We start from the raw sequence: 15,892 nt of genomic DNA, 5'->3' as shown, positions 1-15,892 counted from the left end.
CCCGGTAGGGGCCTTGTTTTTCTCCCGCCACGGCAAGGCGGGGACGTTGGGCCACAAGGCTTTACGCGCAGTCAGAAAGGTGAAATCGCTGGTGTGTTTTCCGGGTTTCCGGTAGCATGTCGGCTTACGCGGGAATAGCTCAGTTGGTAGAGCGCAACCTTGCCAAGGTTGAGGTCGCGAGTTCGAGTCTCGTTTCCCGCTCCATGTTCCGACTGGCCCCATCTTGGGGTTTTGTCTTGTCAGGGCTACGTTCCTGGCGTGAAGTACGTTGGCCTCATGGCAGAGTGGCTATGCACCGGATTGCAAATCCGTTTACAGCGGTTCGATTCCGCTTGAGGCCTCCAATTGAAAAGCCCTGACTCCGGTCAGGGCTTTTTTGTTTGGCTGCGATCGATTCCCCGCTCGCGCGATCGCCACCCGACCTGGCGGTCAGTCATGGCGGATGCGGTGGCGCTACACTCGCGTGATGAACCAGATTGATCACTTCCGCGGGGCTTTGCTCGGCCTCGCGTGCGGCGATGCCGTCGGTACCACGCTGGAATTCAAGCCCCGTGGCAGCTTCACCCCGATTACCGACATGGTGGGTGGTGGGCCGTTCCACCTGCAGCCGGGGCAATGGACTGACGATACCTCCATGGCGATGTGCCTGGCCGAGAGCCTGGCGCGCTGCGACACCTTCGACCCGCGCGATCAGATGAACCGCTACGCCAACTGGTACCGGCACGGTTACTGGAGTGCGACCGGCGAGTGCTTCGATATCGGTATGGCAACGCGAGCTGCGATCGACCGGTTCCTGCAGGACGGCCATCCGCTGGCGGGGAGTGACGACCCACGCAGCGCTGGCAATGGCTCGATCATGCGTTTGGCGCCGGTAGCATTGCGCTACGCCGGGACTCCCGATCTGCAGGCCATAGCCGAGCTGAGTTCGCGAACGACGCACGCTGCGCAGGAGTGCCTGGAGGCGTGCCGCTTGCTGGCGGTCGCGCTGGAGCGGGCGTTGGCGGGGAGCACCCGCGACGGAGTGCTGGATCTCAGCGATGTTCCCGTCAAGAGCGCGCGGCTGCAGCAGATCGCGGCGGGCGGCTACCGCGGTGCCGCGCGTGAGCAGATCCGTGGCAATGGTTATGTTGTTGACAGTCTGGAAGCAGCACTCTGGTGCTTTGATCGCCACGACACCTTTGAAGCCGTCGTACTCGAGGCGGCCAATCTTGGCGAGGACGCCGACACCACGGCCGCCATCGCCGGGCAGCTGGCGGGGGCATTCCAGGGTGCGCGCGGAATCCCCGGGCGGTGGTTGCAGCGGCTGGCCCTGCGTGCCGAAATCCAGGCGCTGGCCGATGCGCTGCACGCCTTGAACCAGGGCAGCGACCGCGCTGCGTGAGTCGGGTTCCCTGCCTGTGAACTGCGCCGGCAGGATGCTCCCTGCCGCCGCCATTTCCGACGCCGCGCTGCTTCACCTGCAGCCGTTCGCCACGTCCCGATCGCCAGTCTCAGCCGGCCACGACATGGAAAGGCGCTATGGTCGAGTTCCACGTCTCAGGGAGCCGCAATGGCGAGCACGGACATCACGCGTCGTTCCAGCCACGGAGCGAAACGGAAATGAGCAAAGTCACGGCAGATGTGCGCTGGTTGACCTTTCGCTTGAAGAACGGGCAATCCATCGGGCCGGACCGGTTGAAGGATGGCTGGATCATCGCTTCGGAAACCGCCCGCTGCGGGGTGCGCCGTGAGCATATCGAGGGGTCGGGCCTGGTCTACGCCCTCTATGCGCCGGCCAATCTGGCTTCGCCGCGTCGCGCGGAAATGCGCATGCGCGAATTCCTGATGAGCTCGGGCTACACCTTCACGATGGGCACGCTGGGCGGCTGAGCTGCGCGCGGGCCGCGATTGTTCAACGCTGTGCGGCCTTCAACGCCTCGATGATCTGCGCTCCGGAGAAGCCACAATGGCCTTCGCCAACGGGCGGCAGCACCTGTGGCAGCGGACGGGCGCCGGCCCGTGCGGCCGTCTGCAGATACACCGTCTGCATGCGCGGCACGATCGTCGGGTCGTTGTTGTTGAACTGGATCACCAGCGGTCGCCTCAACGCACCGCTCAATGCCAGCTCCCTGCGGACAGCGGCCTGCGCGGCAGGCACGGCATCGACACGTCGTACGCCGGCATTGAACGCCATGTCGTCACCGAAGCCGCTGTAAGCCACACCTCTGTTGCCCACCGGCATGCCGCCACTGCGCGTGGCCAGTTCGTGCAGGACCAGTGCATGCAGGCTGATCGTGCCGGCCAGTGCATCAGCGGACACCTGCAGCCGCTGTGCCAGCAACGCGGCATGTGACGGGCTGCGTTGCAGCGCATTGGAGATGCCTTGGTACAGTTCGCCCTGTGGCAGCGCAGCCGCTTCGGGTGAGAGCACTCCCGCACCCGGCAGGCCTTCGGCCTTGGCAAAGAAGTAATCGAAAGCGACCAGCGTGGTCAGCAGATCACTCGCGATCTGTTCGCCACTGAGATTGGCGCCGCATAGCGACACACCACCGGCGTAGTGTTGCGGGAACCGCTCGAGGCTGGCGAGGGTCACGGCGCCGCCCATCGAAAATCCCAGCATCCAGATATGGCGCACATGCTTGAGTTCGGCCACTGCATGCCGGCGCAGGCGTTCCATGTCGGTGATCGCATCGGCCACCGCCCAGCCCTGGCTGGCATAGGCGCTCTGCGCGACGGCGTAGCCTGCAGAGAGCAGTGGCGCGGTGCCGTCATTGGCGGCCATCGGCGTAGTACGTGGCACGCCTACCGGCTAGCCGTGCGCCAGCATCACCAGGTCACCGTTCCAGTCTGCCGGAACGTCCAGGCGCCACGGGGCCCTCTGCAGCTCGCCACTGAACGTGCGCGGTGATGCAGCGGGTGCGGCCATCACCGGTGTCGCCGGGAATAGCAGGGCGAGGGTGAGGGCACATCGTAGCAAGCGACACATCACGAGCATTCCATCCGGAAATGGCGTCAGCTTAGACCCCGCCAGCAGCCTGCGCGCGCTGCACTGCCGCAGGAAGGGCGGGGGGCGCTCCCCGAGTCGATCACGTCCGCTACGGGAGGATTCCGATACGATGTGTCGCCTTGATCTCTTTCTACTTTACCCAGGGTCCCGTCATGGTCGACCGTCTCGCCATTCTGCTTGAACGCTTTGCGGTCACTGCCTCGGTGTTCCATGCCGGTGCGCTGTGCGGTATCAACATGCTGGAGGGGGAGAATGAGGCCGGGCAGCTGCACCTGGTGCGGCGCGGCCCGTTGCAGGTCAGCCACGGCCGGCAGACCGTGCAGGTCGAGGTCCCCAGCCTGCTGCTGTACCCGCGACCGATGCCGCATCGCTTCAGCACTGATCCGCAGCACGGCGCCGACATGGCCTGCGCCAACCTGCATTTCGAGGGCGGTCGGCTCAACCCGATCAGCGTCGCGTTGCCCGATTTCATCTGCATGCCGCTGGCGGATCTCAATGGCGGCAACGCAGCGCTGGAACTGCTGTTCGAGGAGGCCTTCGAGCAGCGCTGCGGGCGTGCGGTGATGGTCAACCGGTTGTTCGAGGTAGTGATGATCCAGGTGCTGCGCCAGCTGATGGAAGGGGGCGGGATGCGTGGTGGCCTGTTTGCCGGGCTGGGTCATCCACGGCTGCGGCTGGCACTGGTAGCAATGCATGAGGCGCCCGCTCAGTCCTGGACCCTGGAAGACCTGGCCGAGGTTGCCGGCATGTCACGCAGCGTGTTTGCTGCCAGTTTCCGCGAGGCGATGGGTACCACGCCCGGGCAGTACCTGCAGGGTTGGCGGGTGGGCCTGGCGCAGCAGGCACTGCGTCAGGGGCGCCCGCTGAAACGGATTGCCGACGACGTGGGTTATGGCAGCGAAGCCGCGCTGTCGCGCGCGTTCAAGGCGCATACCGGGCTGTCGCCGCGGGAATGGCGCGGGCAGACCCGGGCCAGCGCGGCCTGAGCGCTCAGCCCAGCAGCAGCCGGGCCAGCTTCATGCCGCCGAATAGGCCGGCCAGGCCCAGTGCCACCGAGCCGCCGGCATACAGGGCCGCCAGCCCATGTTGGCCGCGCTGCAGCAGCAAGCCGATCTCCAGTGCATAGGTGGAAAACGTGGTGTAGCCGCCGAGGATGCCGGTGGCCAGCAACAATCGCAGCTGTGGCGAGGCGCCATTGCGCATCGCGAAGACCTCGACCACGACGCCCATCAGGAGCGCGCCGCTGATGTTGATCAGGAAGGTCGACCAGGGCCAGGGACTGCCGGCCACTACCCGCGCGCCGAGCAGATTGCAGGCGTGGCGCAGGCAGGCACCGATGCCGCCTCCGATGAAGACCAGGAAATAGCCGTTCAGTGCGTGCATGGGGTGCCTCGAATACGGGTTCGCAGGGTCAATGGCGAACGCTGAGGGCAGGCACGACCCGCCGTCGACGAACACCGGATTCGTCATGGCAGGAGCCATCAGCCTTCTCAGGCGGTTATCGGGGGAGCCCCATCCCCATTGAGGCCCATGCTACCAGCGGCGGTGCATTTACGTCATCGAGGTCGTCAGAACCCGGGCAACCTTGCTGCGGCTGAAGCCGTCCATCAGCAGTTCAAACGCGAGCAGATCCAAGGCCGCGTGGCGCCGGTGGTCGATCTCCAGACCGTTCTCGGCCACCAGATGGCTGACCAGCTCGTAGGCGTCCTGCCAGACATCCAGGTGGGCCTGGCTGGGGATGTAGGCATTGCCAGGCTCACCGACGCCAAGCCCGCTGACCCCGTACAGCAGCTCGCGTGCGTCCAGCTTGGCCGCATCGGCGATGCGGAACAGCTGTTCGGCCTTTACGTGCGAGGCGCTCACGTGGTCGTTGAGCCAGTTGCTGATGGTTGCTGTCGTTGATTTGGCGGCGCGTGCCAGATCGGCCGGGCGTGGGTGCCCGGCTTTCTTCATGGCTGCCGCGAGTCGTTGGCCGAGAGTATTCATCTATGCAAGCCAGCTTAACGCGTGGATTGCGAAGAAGCCTTGCCGCAAGAATCAGTCTGGTTAACAGAAGGACCGACCGTGACCGAATTCTGGAGCAAGCGGCAGGTACGAACCCGGCTGGGATTCCGCACCGACGCGGAACTGGCGCGCTTCTTTGGCATCAGCCGTTCCGCAGTGTCGCAATGGCCGAGGGACTTTCCCATTCCTCCATTGCGGCAGTACATCCTCCATCAGCGCTACCCGAACCTTTTTCCGACAACTGAAGCGCGGGCAGACGAATCCATCTGATTTGCGCCGCCTTTTGTCGCATCCAGCCTGCTTAACCCGATGCGCTAAGTACACTTAGCAAAATAGGCAAGTTCAATCGATCCCAAGCTGATAATCAGTGCCGCCTACTGCGGACGTCGTGCTGTGCTTCCGGACGCCTGTCGGCTTCGCCCCATCCGGCACCCCCAGGGCCCCGTATGTAGTTTCGTGAACGATTAATAATTTCAATCACGAAAGTCGCTGCATGTAATTGACCTGTCGTGAAATCTGTGACTAATTGGAGTCAACCAGTCGTGAAGCCTGGGAGTCTTTCAGTAGCACGCAAGTGAGTCGGTAGACCGTCAACGATGCAGAACAAGTCCAACGGAGGTCGTATGGAATACGGCATGAATGGCTTGGCTGAACGGGTACGCCGCGAACTGGAAGCCAGTTATCACAAACACGGATGCGGTCCGGCGTTCTGGGATACCTACCAGCAGGTGCTGGATCGCCTGGTCCCACAGGGGACCGAGCGTACCGAAGTCACCAACGAGATGGCGCTGATCATCGAACAGTTGGGCATCGTCCGGCGCGCCCAGCTTGTGCCGCCGCACGCCAACGCGTCGCGTTGATTCACAGCAGGCGCCAGGCGCCGCAGGCAAGCAGCGCGAGCAACAAGGACAGCAGGGCCAACGTCCGGGGGCGCCACAGGCGCTTCGGTTGTCCGGCCATCGCCTGCGGACTGCAGTAGCGCACCAGCCCAGGACCGAAACCGGCCCGGAGCTGTTGTTGTGCGCAGGCCTCCAGGCAGGCGCCACAGGCCAGGCAATCGGCCTGCGGTCCCTGGCGGATGTCCAGTTGCATCGGGCAGGCACGGACGCAGGCTGCGCAATCGGTGCAGTCACCCAGGCGGTCGGCGCTGAAGGTCGGCATCGGTCCTGCCAGCAGCGGATGCGCAGCGCGGAATACGTAGTCCTGCGCAGTGGTCGGGTCGAGCAGGCCGCGGCCACGGCCCAGCACCCCGCCGAGACCGGACGGGCGTGGCCCGCGCGGCTCACCGCGGCGGGCGTCGTACAGCATGCGCGGCGTATGCGGATCGGTCAGCAGCGGCTGCATGCGTGCGAACGGGCACAGCGAACGGCACACCTGCTCACGCAGGAACCCGGCGTTTCCCCAGGTGGCGGCGGCGTAGAACAGCACCCAGAACGTTTCCCAGCCGCTCCAGCCAGCGCTTGGCGCGGCGGCCAGCAATCCGCTGATCGGGCTGAACAGGCCGACGAAGGTGATGCCGGTCCACACTGACAGCAGGCCCCAGGCCAGCTGGGTGGCTGGGCCTGCCGCAGGTGCGGGCAGTACCCGCGCCGCGCTGCGGGCGATCCAGTCGAAGGCACGGCGCCACAGCGTCTGCGGGCAGGCGTGGCCGCACCAGACGCGGCCGGCGAGGTGGGTCAGCAGCGCGAGGCTTACTACCAGTACCGCCAGCAGGCCGATCAGCGCGCCGACGTCGCCGGGCCACAAGGTCCAGCCAAACAGGTCGAATCGCCGCGCGCTGATGTCCAGCAGCAGCGCCTGGCGTCCTTCCCAGCGCAGCCACGGCAGTGCGTAGAACACCACCAGCAGGGCAGCGCTGAGCGTGCCGCGCCAATGCCAGGGACGGGGTACCCGGGTGCAGGACGTGCTCATCCCAGCGGCAGCTCCTCGTCGTCATCGCCCGGCAGGGGCCGCTGCAGGTACCAGGTGACCGCGCTGGACAGTGCAGTGACCGACCAGAACATGAAGAATCCTGCCGTATAGCCCAGTTCGCGGCTGATGGCCGTGCCCGGGAAACTGATGGCCTGCAGGCGCAATGGATCGACGAAGGCGAAGAACACCACGCTGGCAACGCCGGCGGCGATGAAGCTGGGCCAGAGGATCGCGCCCCAGTGCTGGATCAGCCGCTGGCGGCGGTTGGGAAAAGGTCTGTTCATGCTGTCCCCGATCGAAAAGTGGGCGGCGCGTATACTTCGCCAGGATCGGCGCCGTATCCGCAGGGCATGCTTCCTGCAAGCGTGCCAGCCTAGGCGCAGCGGATTGCGCCGACATTGATCTGGATCAACGGCGCTGCCGCCTGGGTGCGGCAGCCTGCCTGCAAGCTTTGGATGCCCCGATGAACGCAACACAGCCGCCTGTCCTCCCCGTCGCCTCGCCCGGGTTGTGCACCGAGCAGGAAGTGACCCGACTGGTCCACGATTTCTATGCCCGCGTGCGAGTGGAAGAGCGGCTGGGACCGGTGTTCGAGGCGCACGTGCACGACTGGCCCGGGCACCTGGCGCAACTGGTCGATTTCTGGTCGGCGATGCTGCGTGGCACTCGCCGCTTCAAGGGCTCGCCGATGTCCAAGCACATGGCCATCGAGCTGGACAAGGACCTGTTTGATCGCTGGCTGGTGCTGTTCCGGGTCACCACTGCCGAGTGCGGCAACCCGCCGATGCAGGAACTGGCCAACGACGTGGCTGCGCGGATCGGTGACACCTTCTGGAAGCGCTACCAGATGCTGCGCTGGCCGCAGGTCGGCCTGCCGGTACTGGGGATCGCCGGCAAGCATTGATCTGGGTCAAGGCGGCACAGGCCGCCTGGCGCGATGCTGGGGGCATGGACACGTTCTCTCCCGCTGCCGGTGGCCTGGCCTGGACCTTCGACCCCGACCTTCTGCGCCGGCACGACCGGCCGGGCCCGCGCTACACCTCGTATCCGACCGCGCCGCATTTCCATGATGGCTTCGACGCGCCGGCGCTGCGCCAGGCGATCGCCGACAGCAACCAGCTGGCCCGCGCGCTGTCGCTGTACGTGCATGTGCCGTTCTGTTCCAGCCCCTGCTTCTACTGTGGCTGCAACCGGGTGATCACCCGCGACCGCGGACGTGGCCACAGCTATGTGTCGCGCGTGCTGGCCGAGGCCGACCTGCTGGCGCCGCAGTTCGAGGACGGCCGTGAGGTCATCCAGCTGCATCTGGGCGGTGGCACGCCGAATTTCCTCGAGGCCGAGGCGATGACCACGCTGGTGGAAGGGCTGCGCCGGCGCTTCGATTTCAGCGATTCACCGCAGCGCGATTTCTCGATCGAACTCGATCCACGCTTCATCGACACCCGCGACGTCGCCATGCTGGCGCGCCTGGGATTCAACCGGGCCAGCCTGGGCGTGCAGGATTTCGACCCGCAGGTGCAGGAATCGATCAACCGCATCCAGGGCGTGCAGCAGACACTGGACATCCTGAGCGCCTGCCGCGACAGCGGCATGCGTTCGGTCAACGTCGACCTGATCTACGGCTTGCCGGGGCAGAGCCTGGAGGGGTTCGGCCGCACCCTCGATAGGGTGCTGGCGCTGCGTCCGGACCGCCTGGCGGTGTACGGATACGCGCATCTGCCGCACCTGTTCCGTGCGCAGAAGCAGATCGACGAAAGCCGCTTGCCTTCGCCGGAGGACAAACTGGCGCTGCTGGGTCTGGCGGTGGAGACGCTCTCTGCGGCCGGCTACCAGTACATCGGCATGGATCACTTCGCATTGCCGGAAGAAGATCTGTCGCGCGCACAACGCGCCGGGCAGCTGCATCGCAATTTCATGGGCTATACCACCCACGCCGATACCGATCTGCTCGGCCTGGGCGTGAGTGCGATCAGCCACATAGGTGCCACCTACAGCCAGAATCCGCGCGACCTGCCGTCATGGGAGGATGCCGTGGACCAGGGGCAGCTGCCGGTGTGGCGCGGCGTGGCGCTGAGCGCTGACGACCAGCTGCGTGCGGAACTGATCCAGCAGTTGATGTGCCAGGGCGAGGTCGATGGCGTGCAGCTGGGTCAGCGCCACGGCGTGGATTTCGAGCAGTACTTCGCCGAGGACCTGCATTCGGTACAGCGGCTGCAGGAAGACGGGCTGGCCGAATACCGCGATGGCGTAGTGCGTTCCAGCGAACCGGGGCGACCGCTGCTGCGGTTGCTGGCGATGTGCTTCGATCCGTACCTGCGTGCCACTCACGAGCAACCGCGTTACTCGCGTGCGATCTGAGTGTGGGTTGCGCGGCGTGCGTATGGTGCCCGGAGCCGGAATCGAACCGGCATGACCTTGCGGTCGGCGGATTTTAAGTCCGATGCGTCTACCAGTTTCGCCATCCGGGCCAGCAGCGCGGCGCCGATTGTAGCCCACCTGCCTCGGCCTGTTTGCATCACGGCGGTCGCGTGCTTAACTGCCGATCGTATTCATGTCATAGTCCCTGCCATCGTTCCCAGGGGGGAGCCATCTGATGTCGCTGCACGCGATTGCCTATGCCAGCGAGGCCCGCGCCGATCTGCAGACAACCGATCTTGACCGCCTGCTGGCCGATGCCACGGCATTCAATCGTGTAGCTGGAGTCACCGGCGTCCTGATGTTCGATGGCAGCCGTTTCCTGCAGTATCTCGAAGGCCCGCAGGACGGTATCGATTCGGTGTTCCAGCGCATCCTCAACGCGCGCAGCCATGGGCAGCTGCACGTACTGTGCCGCGCTCCGGTGGTGCAGCGGGCATTTCCGCGCTGGTCGATGGGTACGCGGCGCATCGAGCCAGAACCACTGGCGCAGATCGTCGACGCCGCTTGGCCCGGCTTCCTGCTTGGCAGCGGTGGATTTGAACGCCTGCTGCAGGCCTGGACCGGTGCCGACGGTGAGCTGGAACCGGCGGCGGTGGCGTTGGGGTCCTGAGCCCGCCTTGGCGGCAGGGCGCCGGGGCCGGTAGGCTGTAGCCTTTCTGGCGCAGGTTTTCCGGAGTGGTGCAGCAGATGAGTGTGTTGGCCGAGGCCATGGCAGCGTATGTGCGATTGCATCGATTGCATGGGATGTGCCGATGAGTGTGCCGGTTGCGGCGGCCAGTGACCCTCGGTTTGCGGTGGTCGGCCTGGGATATGTCGGCCTGCCGTTGGCGGTGGCGTTTGGCCGGCAGTGGCCGACGTTGGGCTTCGATATCGACGCCGGTCGCATCGCCGAGCTGCGCAGCGGCCAGGACCACACACTGGAAATGGAAGCCGACGAGCTGGCCAGTGCGCACCTGTTGCAGTACGGCAGCGATCCGGCACTGCTTGATGCCTGCAATGTCTACATCGTCACCGTGCCGACCCCGATCGATGCCTACGAACAGCCCGATCTGGAGCCGTTGCGTTCGGCCACGCGCCTGATTGCCAGCCATCTCCGCGCCGGAGATCTGGTGATCTACGAGTCCACGGTCTACCCCGGAACCACCGAGGAAGTGTGCGTACCGCTGCTGGAACAAGGGTCCGGCCTGCGCTTCAACGAAGACTTCTACTGCGGCTACAGCCCCGAACGGGTCAGCCCCGGTGACCGCCAGCGGCGCCTTGCCGACATCCGCAAGATCACCTCCGGATCGACCCCGGAGGTCGCTGCGGTGATTGATGGTCTGTACCAGCGCATCATTGCCGCCGGTACGTTCCCGGCCCCTTCGATGCGCGTGGCTGAAGCGGCCAAGGTGGTCGAGAATATCCAGCGTGACGTCAACATCGCGCTGGTCAACGAGCTGGCCCTGATCTTCGACCGGCTCGGCATCGACACCCAGGACGTGCTGGATGCCGCCGGCAGCAAGTGGAACTTCCTGCCGTTCCGCCCGGGCCTGGTCGGTGGTCACTGCATCGGCGTCGATCCGTACTACCTGCTGCACAAGTCCGAGAGCGTGGGTTACCACCCGGACCTGATCCACACCGCGCGACAGGTCAATAACCGCGTCGGCGAGCACGTAGCGGCTCGGGTGCTGGCGATGCTGGCCGAGCGTGGCCGTGCGCCGGCGGATGCACGCATCCTGGTCCTGGGCGTGACCTTCAAGGAGGATTGCCCGGACCTGCGCAACAGTCGCGCGTTGGAACTGGCACAGCGCTTGCGCGATGCCGGTGCGAGGGTCGAGGTAAGCGACCCGTGGGTCGGCCCGGCGGCATTGACCGGCGAGGGCCTGGACTGGCTGGCCGAGCCCGGGGCAGGGCGCTATGACGCGGTGGTGCTGGCGGTGGCCCACGCCCGTTTCAAGGCGATGGATGAATCCGCAATCCGGGCGCTGCTGGCGCCCGGTGGCCTGGTCTACGACGTGAAATCGGCCTGGCCGCGCAACGTGGTTGACGATCGTTTGTAAGCCCCGGCTGCGAACGGCGCGGTAGACTCGGGGGCAGTTGCAACCGAGGAACGCCATGCACCGGTATATCGTCTACCTGCTCGCCATCCTGATGTTCCCGATATGCCTGTGGCTGGCCACGATCTGGCCAGCCTGGTACTGGGGCGTCGGCCTGACTGCCGCGATGGTGGCGCTGGGGACCTGGGACCTGCTGCAGAAACGCAGCACGTTGCGCCGCAATTATCCGGTGATGGCGCACTTCCGTTACGGGCTGGAGTCGATCGGCCCGGAGATCCGCCAGTACTTCGTGCAGAGTGACCTGGAGGACGTGCCGTTCTCGCGCCAGCAACGCGCACTGATCTACCAGCGCGCCAAGAACGAGATGGACACGGTACCGTTCGGCACCCTGCGCAGCACTTATGCGGTGGACTACGAGTGGATCAACCATTCGCTGGCACCGACGACGATTGCCAAGCATGACTTCCGCGTCCTGATCGGCCCGAACTGCGCCAAGCCTTATTCGGCCAGCGTGTTCAATATCTCGGCGATGAGCTTCGGTTCACTGTCGGCCAATGCCATCCGCGCACTGAACGAAGGCGCACGGCGTGGTGGTTTCTACCACGACACCGGCGAAGGCTCGATCTCGCCCTATCACCGTGAGATGGGCGGCGATCTGGTGTGGGAGATCGGCTCGGGGTACTTCGGTTGCCGCGACGAGAAGGGGGGGTTCAGCGAGGAACGCTTCGTTGCCAATGCCACCCATGACCAGGTCAGGATGATCGAGATCAAGCTGTCGCAGGGTGCCAAGCCGGGTCATGGCGGCGTGCTGCCAGCGCCGAAGGTGACTGCCGAGATCTCGGTGACCCGTGGCGTGCCGATGGGCGTGGACTGCGTGTCGCCGTCGCGTCACTCGGCGTTCTCGACACCGGTCGAGCTGCTGCAGTTCGTCGCCCGCCTGCGCGAGCTGTCCGGTGGCAAGCCGGTCGGTTTCAAGCTGGCGATCGGCCACCCGTGGGAGTGGTTCGGCATTGCCAAGGCGATGCAGGAAACCGGGTTGCTGCCGGATTTTATCGTGGTGGATGGTGCCGAAGGGGGCACCGGCGCGGCACCGGCCGAGTTCGTCGACCATGTCGGCGTGCCGATGCACGAAGCGCTGCTGCTGGTGCACAACACTCTGGTCGGCCTCGATCTGCGCGAGCGCATCCGCATCGGTGCAGCCGGCAAGATCACCAGTGCGTTCGACATCGCGCGCACCATCGCGCTGGGTGCCGACTGGTGCAATGCCGGCCGCGGCTTCATGTTCGCGCTGGGCTGCATCCAGTCGTTGAGTTGCCATACCGACAAGTGCCCCACCGGCATCGCGACCCAGGACCCGGCGCGCTGGAAGCATCTGGATGCACCGGACAAGGCCACCCGTGTGTACAGCTACCACGAGCACACGCTGCATGCCTTGAAGGAACTGCTGTGTGCCGCGGGCCTCAATGATCCGGCCGAGCTGGGGCCGGAACACATCCTGCGCCGTGTCTCGCCGGTGGAGATCCGTTCGCTGGCCTCGTTGTACCGCTACCTGGAGCCAGGCGAACTGCTGCACAAGGTGCCCGACCATGCGGTGTTCCATGCGTTCTGGGCCGATGCGCGCAGCGACTCGTTCCAGCCACCGCCGAAGATCCAGGCGCTGCGCGCCAGCAAGTCGCGATAACGTGATGTTGTAGAGCCGAGCCCATGCTCGGCTGATCTTCGTTCCAACATCGCGATGCGTGATCGAGAAGCAGCCGAGCATGGGCTCGGCTCTACAGGGAGATGTCATGCGGTTCAGGACCGGCACCATCGACGATGTCGCCATGCTGTGGGCACTGCGCACGCGTTGCGTTCGCGAGACGTGCAGCAGCCACTACCCGGCGGAGGTGATCGATCCGTGGTCTGCTTCGCCGCCGCCGTCGCAGTACGCACGGTTGCTGGGGCAGGGAGGCTGCGTAGTGGCCGAGGACGGGCAGGGTGGCCTGCTCGGCTTCGGCGTCTTTGATGCCGATGCCAATGAAGTCGATGCGTTGTTCGTCAATCCGGATCATGGCGGCCAGGGCATTGGCCAGGCGTTGATGCAGCGCCTGCTGGCGATGGCCGATCGTGAACGTGAGGTGGTGCTGTCGGCCTCGCTCAACGCCGTGCCGTTCTATCAACGCCAGGGGTTCGTCAGCGTGCGCGAAGAGGCCTACCCGCATCCCAGCGGCGTGGCGCTGGCTTCAGTGAGCATGCGCCGGCCGTGGTGAGTGACCTTTCCCGGCGTTGGATTCAAGCCGAGCATGGGCTCGGCTCTACAGGTAACGCCGTCGAGCATGGCTCGACGCTACAAGGCAGGCGTCACCGCCCGGCCAGCCACCTGATTACGCCTTCCGCAGCACGCAGGCCACTGGCGTAGCACGCGGTCAACAGGTAGCCACCTGTCGGCGCTTCCCAGTCCAGCATCTCGCCGGCGCAGAACACGCCGGGCACTGCCCGCAGCATCAGGCCATCATCCAGCGCATCCAGGCGCACGCCGCCGGCGGTGCTGATCACCTCGGCCATCGGCCGGGGACGCAGCAGGCACAGCGGCAGGCGCTTGAGCGTAGCCGCCACGGCAGGCAGGTCGCTGCCCGCTTCTTTACCCAGAATCTCGAACACCAATGCGGCTTTCACTGCATCCAGGCCGGCTTGGCGGCGCAGGTGCTCGCCGAAGCTGCGGCCCTTGCGTGGGCGTGACAGATCGGCAAGCAGGCGCACCTCGTCGCGGCCCGGTACCAGATCCAGCCACAGCATCGCGTGGCCCTCGCGGTTGATGGTCTCGCGCAGGTCCGCCGCCATCGCATAGATCAGGCTGCCTTCGATGCCGTACTCGCTGGCCACGCATTCGCCCTGCAGCGACTGTGGCTGTCCGGCCAGGTCGATCCAGTGCGCGACCACCGGCTTCAACGGTGCACCGGCATTGCGCTGGGCGAAGAACGGGGTCCAGTCCACGTCGAAGCCGCAGTTGGCTGACTGCAGTGGCGCGATGTCCACGCCACGGGCCTGCAGTGGCGCGACCCAGGCGCCGTCACTGCCCAGCTGCGGCCAGCTGCCGCCGCCCATCGCCAACACGGTGGCATCGGCGTGGACATCGATCTCGCCGGCTTCGGTGGCGAAGCGCAGCGCGCCGTCGTTGCCCCAGCCGATCCAACGGTGGTTGGCATGCAGGCGCACACCCTGTTCCTTCAGCCGGCGCACCCAGCCACGCAGCAGCGGCGCGGCCTTGCGGTCGACCGGGAACACGCGGCCGGAGCTGCCCACATAGGTCTCCACGCCAAAGCCGCCGGCCCAGTCGCGCAATGCCTGCGCATCGAAGCCATCCAGCCAGCGGCCCACGGTCGTGGACTGCTCGCGGTAGCGGCTGTCGAACAGCGGACGCGGATCGGAATGGGTGAGGTTGAGCCCGCCCTTGCCGGCGATCAGGAACTTGCGGCCGGGCGAACCCTTGGCCTCGTACAAGTCCACCTCCAGACCGGCGGCGCGCAGGCGCTCGGCGGCGAACAGGCCGGCCGGGCCGCCGCCGATGACGGCGACCCGCGGAAGCGGTGCGGCATTACGGTTTGACATCGAGCAGCTCGACATCGAACACCAGCGACGAGCCGGCCGGAATCGGGCCAACCCGGCGGTCGCCGTAGCCGTAATCCGGCGGGATCATCAGGGTGCGCTTGCCACCGACCTTCATGCCGGCCACGCCTTCATCCCAGCCGCGGATGACCTGGCCGGCGCCGAGTGCGAAGGTGAACGGTTCGCCGTGCCTGAAGGAGCTGTCAAATGTCTTGCCGTGCTTGGTTTCGGTGCGGTTGTCGTAGATCCAGCCGGTGTAGTGCACGGTGACCTTGCTGCCGGGAACGGCTTCAGCACCGGTACCTGGCACGGTATCGATCCGCTCGAAGGCGGTCAGGGTGCCGCCGGGCGGCGGGCCGGACGGTTCGGTCGAGCAGCCAGCGGCGGCGAGGGACAGCAGCAGGGGAAGCAGCAGGCGGCGCATCGGGCGTCTCCGGTAGGGCGCAGGTCGAGGGCGGCAAAGGGTAGCGCATCGGCGCCGGGTATCATGGGGACATGGCAAAACTCCTGCTCAATCTGCGCAATGTCGGTGACGACGAGTACGCCGATGTCTGCACGCTGCTCGACCAGCACGGCATCGCCTGGTACCGCACCGAACCCAGCCCCTGGGGCATTTCCAACGGAGGCCTGTGGCTGCGCGAGGACGCCGATCATCCACGTGCGAAGGCGCTGATGGCGGAGTACCAGGCCGAACGCGGGCCGCGCATCCGTGCCGAGCGTGAGCAGGCATTGCGTGATGGCACGGCGGAGACCTTCGGCAGCCTGTTCCGGCGGCGGCCGCTGTTCGTAATGCTGGTGCTGCTGGGGATGGCCGCTGCCGCTGCGCTGGTGCTGCTGCCGTTCGTGCTGTTGCGGGGGTAAGGGGTTTCGGCCGGGTTGCACCCGGCACCCGCAGACGCAACGGCGACGTCAAAAGCCGGGCTTCAGTGGGAGGGTGGGGCGGTGTGGGCAG

Annotated in this window: 18 protein-coding genes, 3 tRNA genes, 1 pseudogene and 1 riboswitch; of the genes and pseudogenes, 14 read left to right on the top strand and 8 right to left on the bottom strand. The window is 65.8% G+C overall.

The window, feature by feature from the left end:
- The first annotated feature begins 128 nt into the window (after positions 1 to 128).
- The 4 genes from BN1263_RS05950 (at position 129) to BN1263_RS05935 (ending at position 1,869) form a co-directional block, all read left to right on the top strand.
- Positions 129 to 204: transfer RNA gene (locus tag BN1263_RS05950), tRNA-Gly, on the top strand.
- A 66-nt stretch (positions 205 to 270) separates the two neighbouring features.
- Positions 271 to 344 (top strand) — tRNA-Cys (locus tag BN1263_RS05945).
- Positions 345 to 466: 122 nt separating this feature from the next.
- Positions 467 to 1,381, top strand: a complete 915-nt coding sequence (locus BN1263_RS05940; protein ID WP_058980167.1) for an ADP-ribosylglycohydrolase family protein — start codon at positions 467 to 469, stop codon at positions 1,379 to 1,381.
- A 218-nt stretch (positions 1,382 to 1,599) separates the two neighbouring features.
- Positions 1,600 to 1,869: a hypothetical protein gene (locus tag BN1263_RS05935; protein WP_020723485.1), complete on the top strand. Its 270-nt coding sequence runs from the start codon at positions 1,600 to 1,602 to the stop codon at positions 1,867 to 1,869.
- Positions 1,870 to 1,891: 22 nt separating this feature from the next.
- Here the strand turns inward: BN1263_RS05935 and BN1263_RS05930 are convergent.
- A pseudogene (locus BN1263_RS05930) lies at positions 1,892 to 2,965 on the bottom strand (alpha/beta hydrolase family protein).
- A gap of 173 nt (positions 2,966 to 3,138) precedes the next feature.
- On the opposite strand from BN1263_RS05930, the gene BN1263_RS05925 reads away from it, so the two are divergent.
- On the top strand, positions 3,139 to 3,972 hold the full coding sequence (locus tag BN1263_RS05925; RefSeq protein ID WP_058980165.1) for an AraC family transcriptional regulator: 834 nt from the start codon (positions 3,139 to 3,141) through the stop codon (positions 3,970 to 3,972).
- Between the two features lie 4 nt (positions 3,973 to 3,976).
- Here BN1263_RS05925 and crcB read toward each other — a convergent pair whose 3' ends face one another.
- Positions 3,977 to 4,369: a fluoride efflux transporter CrcB gene (crcB, locus tag BN1263_RS05920; protein ID WP_021204393.1), complete on the bottom strand. Its 393-nt coding sequence runs from the start codon at positions 4,367 to 4,369 to the stop codon at positions 3,977 to 3,979.
- A gap of 82 nt (positions 4,370 to 4,451) precedes the next feature.
- Positions 4,452 to 4,515, bottom strand: a riboswitch (Fluoride riboswitch).
- Between the two features lie 22 nt (positions 4,516 to 4,537).
- On the bottom strand, positions 4,538 to 4,939 hold the full coding sequence (locus BN1263_RS05915) for an XRE family transcriptional regulator (protein WP_019658973.1): 402 nt from the start codon (positions 4,937 to 4,939) through the stop codon (positions 4,538 to 4,540).
- A 111-nt stretch (positions 4,940 to 5,050) separates the two neighbouring features.
- Between BN1263_RS05915 and BN1263_RS20010 the strand changes: the two genes are divergently transcribed.
- Positions 5,051 to 5,260: a helix-turn-helix domain-containing protein gene (locus tag BN1263_RS20010; protein ID WP_019658972.1), complete on the top strand. Its 210-nt coding sequence runs from the start codon at positions 5,051 to 5,053 to the stop codon at positions 5,258 to 5,260.
- Between the two features lie 353 nt (positions 5,261 to 5,613).
- Entirely contained in the window at positions 5,614 to 5,850 is a 237-nt protein-coding gene (locus tag BN1263_RS05910; RefSeq protein WP_019658971.1) for a hypothetical protein, read from the top strand.
- Position 5,851: 1 nt separating this feature from the next.
- Here the strand turns inward: BN1263_RS05910 and BN1263_RS05905 are convergent, their stop codons facing one another.
- Both BN1263_RS05905 and BN1263_RS05900 read right to left on the bottom strand, forming a co-directional pair.
- The gene (locus BN1263_RS05905; RefSeq protein ID WP_058980163.1) at positions 5,852 to 6,901 is read right to left on the bottom strand and encodes a 4Fe-4S dicluster domain-containing protein; all 1,050 of its coding nucleotides are present in this window, start codon (positions 6,899 to 6,901) and stop codon (positions 5,852 to 5,854) included.
- Positions 6,898 to 7,185 (bottom strand): hypothetical protein, encoded by a 288-nt coding sequence (locus tag BN1263_RS05900; protein ID WP_019658969.1) that lies wholly within the window; start codon positions 7,183 to 7,185, stop codon positions 6,898 to 6,900. Before BN1263_RS05900 ends, BN1263_RS05905 begins: the two co-directional genes overlap by 4 nt.
- 179 nt (positions 7,186 to 7,364) lie before the next feature.
- Between BN1263_RS05900 and BN1263_RS05895 the strand changes: the two genes are divergently transcribed.
- Positions 7,365 to 7,805: a group III truncated hemoglobin gene (locus BN1263_RS05895; protein WP_058980161.1), complete on the top strand. Its 441-nt coding sequence runs from the start codon at positions 7,365 to 7,367 to the stop codon at positions 7,803 to 7,805.
- Between the two features lie 44 nt (positions 7,806 to 7,849).
- Complete coding sequence (hemN, locus tag BN1263_RS05890; protein WP_058980175.1) at positions 7,850 to 9,259, top strand: oxygen-independent coproporphyrinogen III oxidase; 1,410 nt, start codon at positions 7,850 to 7,852, stop codon at positions 9,257 to 9,259.
- Positions 9,260 to 9,282: 23 nt separating this feature from the next.
- Here the strand turns inward: hemN and BN1263_RS05885 are convergent.
- Positions 9,283 to 9,369, bottom strand: a tRNA-Leu gene (locus BN1263_RS05885).
- A gap of 125 nt (positions 9,370 to 9,494) precedes the next feature.
- On the opposite strand from BN1263_RS05885, the gene BN1263_RS05880 reads away from it, so the two are divergent.
- The 4 genes from BN1263_RS05880 to BN1263_RS05865 all read left to right on the top strand — a co-directional run bounded on the left by BN1263_RS05880 (position 9,495) and on the right by BN1263_RS05865 (position 13,604).
- Positions 9,495 to 9,929 (top strand): BLUF domain-containing protein, encoded by a 435-nt coding sequence (locus BN1263_RS05880; RefSeq protein WP_019658901.1) that lies wholly within the window; start codon positions 9,495 to 9,497, stop codon positions 9,927 to 9,929.
- 142 nt (positions 9,930 to 10,071) lie between these two features.
- On the top strand, positions 10,072 to 11,358 hold the full coding sequence (locus BN1263_RS05875; protein ID WP_019658900.1) for a nucleotide sugar dehydrogenase: 1,287 nt from the start codon (positions 10,072 to 10,074) through the stop codon (positions 11,356 to 11,358).
- Between the two features lie 55 nt (positions 11,359 to 11,413).
- Positions 11,414 to 13,036 carry an FMN-binding glutamate synthase family protein gene (locus BN1263_RS05870; RefSeq protein ID WP_058980159.1) on the top strand — a complete coding sequence of 541 codons (1,623 nt, stop codon included), beginning with the start codon at positions 11,414 to 11,416 and terminating at the stop codon, positions 13,034 to 13,036.
- Positions 13,037 to 13,142: 106 nt separating this feature from the next.
- Complete coding sequence (locus tag BN1263_RS05865; RefSeq protein ID WP_019658898.1) at positions 13,143 to 13,604, top strand: GNAT family N-acetyltransferase; 462 nt, start codon at positions 13,143 to 13,145, stop codon at positions 13,602 to 13,604.
- A gap of 91 nt (positions 13,605 to 13,695) precedes the next feature.
- Here BN1263_RS05865 and BN1263_RS05860 read toward each other — a convergent pair whose 3' ends face one another.
- Both BN1263_RS05860 and BN1263_RS05855 read right to left on the bottom strand, forming a co-directional pair.
- Positions 13,696 to 14,943 (bottom strand): TIGR03862 family flavoprotein, encoded by a 1,248-nt coding sequence (locus tag BN1263_RS05860; RefSeq protein WP_058980157.1) that lies wholly within the window; start codon positions 14,941 to 14,943, stop codon positions 13,696 to 13,698.
- Positions 14,930 to 15,364, bottom strand: a complete 435-nt coding sequence (locus BN1263_RS05855; RefSeq protein WP_058980155.1) for an FKBP-type peptidyl-prolyl cis-trans isomerase — start codon at positions 15,362 to 15,364, stop codon at positions 14,930 to 14,932. The genes BN1263_RS05860 and BN1263_RS05855 overlap by 14 nt, the downstream gene beginning before the upstream one ends.
- Before the next feature lie 71 nt (positions 15,365 to 15,435).
- On the opposite strand from BN1263_RS05855, the gene BN1263_RS05850 reads away from it, so the two are divergent.
- Complete coding sequence (locus BN1263_RS05850; RefSeq protein WP_021204401.1) at positions 15,436 to 15,801, top strand: DUF6164 family protein; 366 nt, start codon at positions 15,436 to 15,438, stop codon at positions 15,799 to 15,801.
- Positions 15,802 to 15,892 lie beyond the last annotated feature (91 nt).

The sequence above is a fragment of the Stenotrophomonas thermophila genome (assembly GCF_001499715.1).
Lineage (GTDB): Bacteria > Pseudomonadota > Gammaproteobacteria > Xanthomonadales > Xanthomonadaceae > Stenotrophomonas > Stenotrophomonas hibiscicola.
Note: the sequence above shows the minus strand (reverse complement) of the source record. Positions and strands in the feature narration are given on the sequence as shown.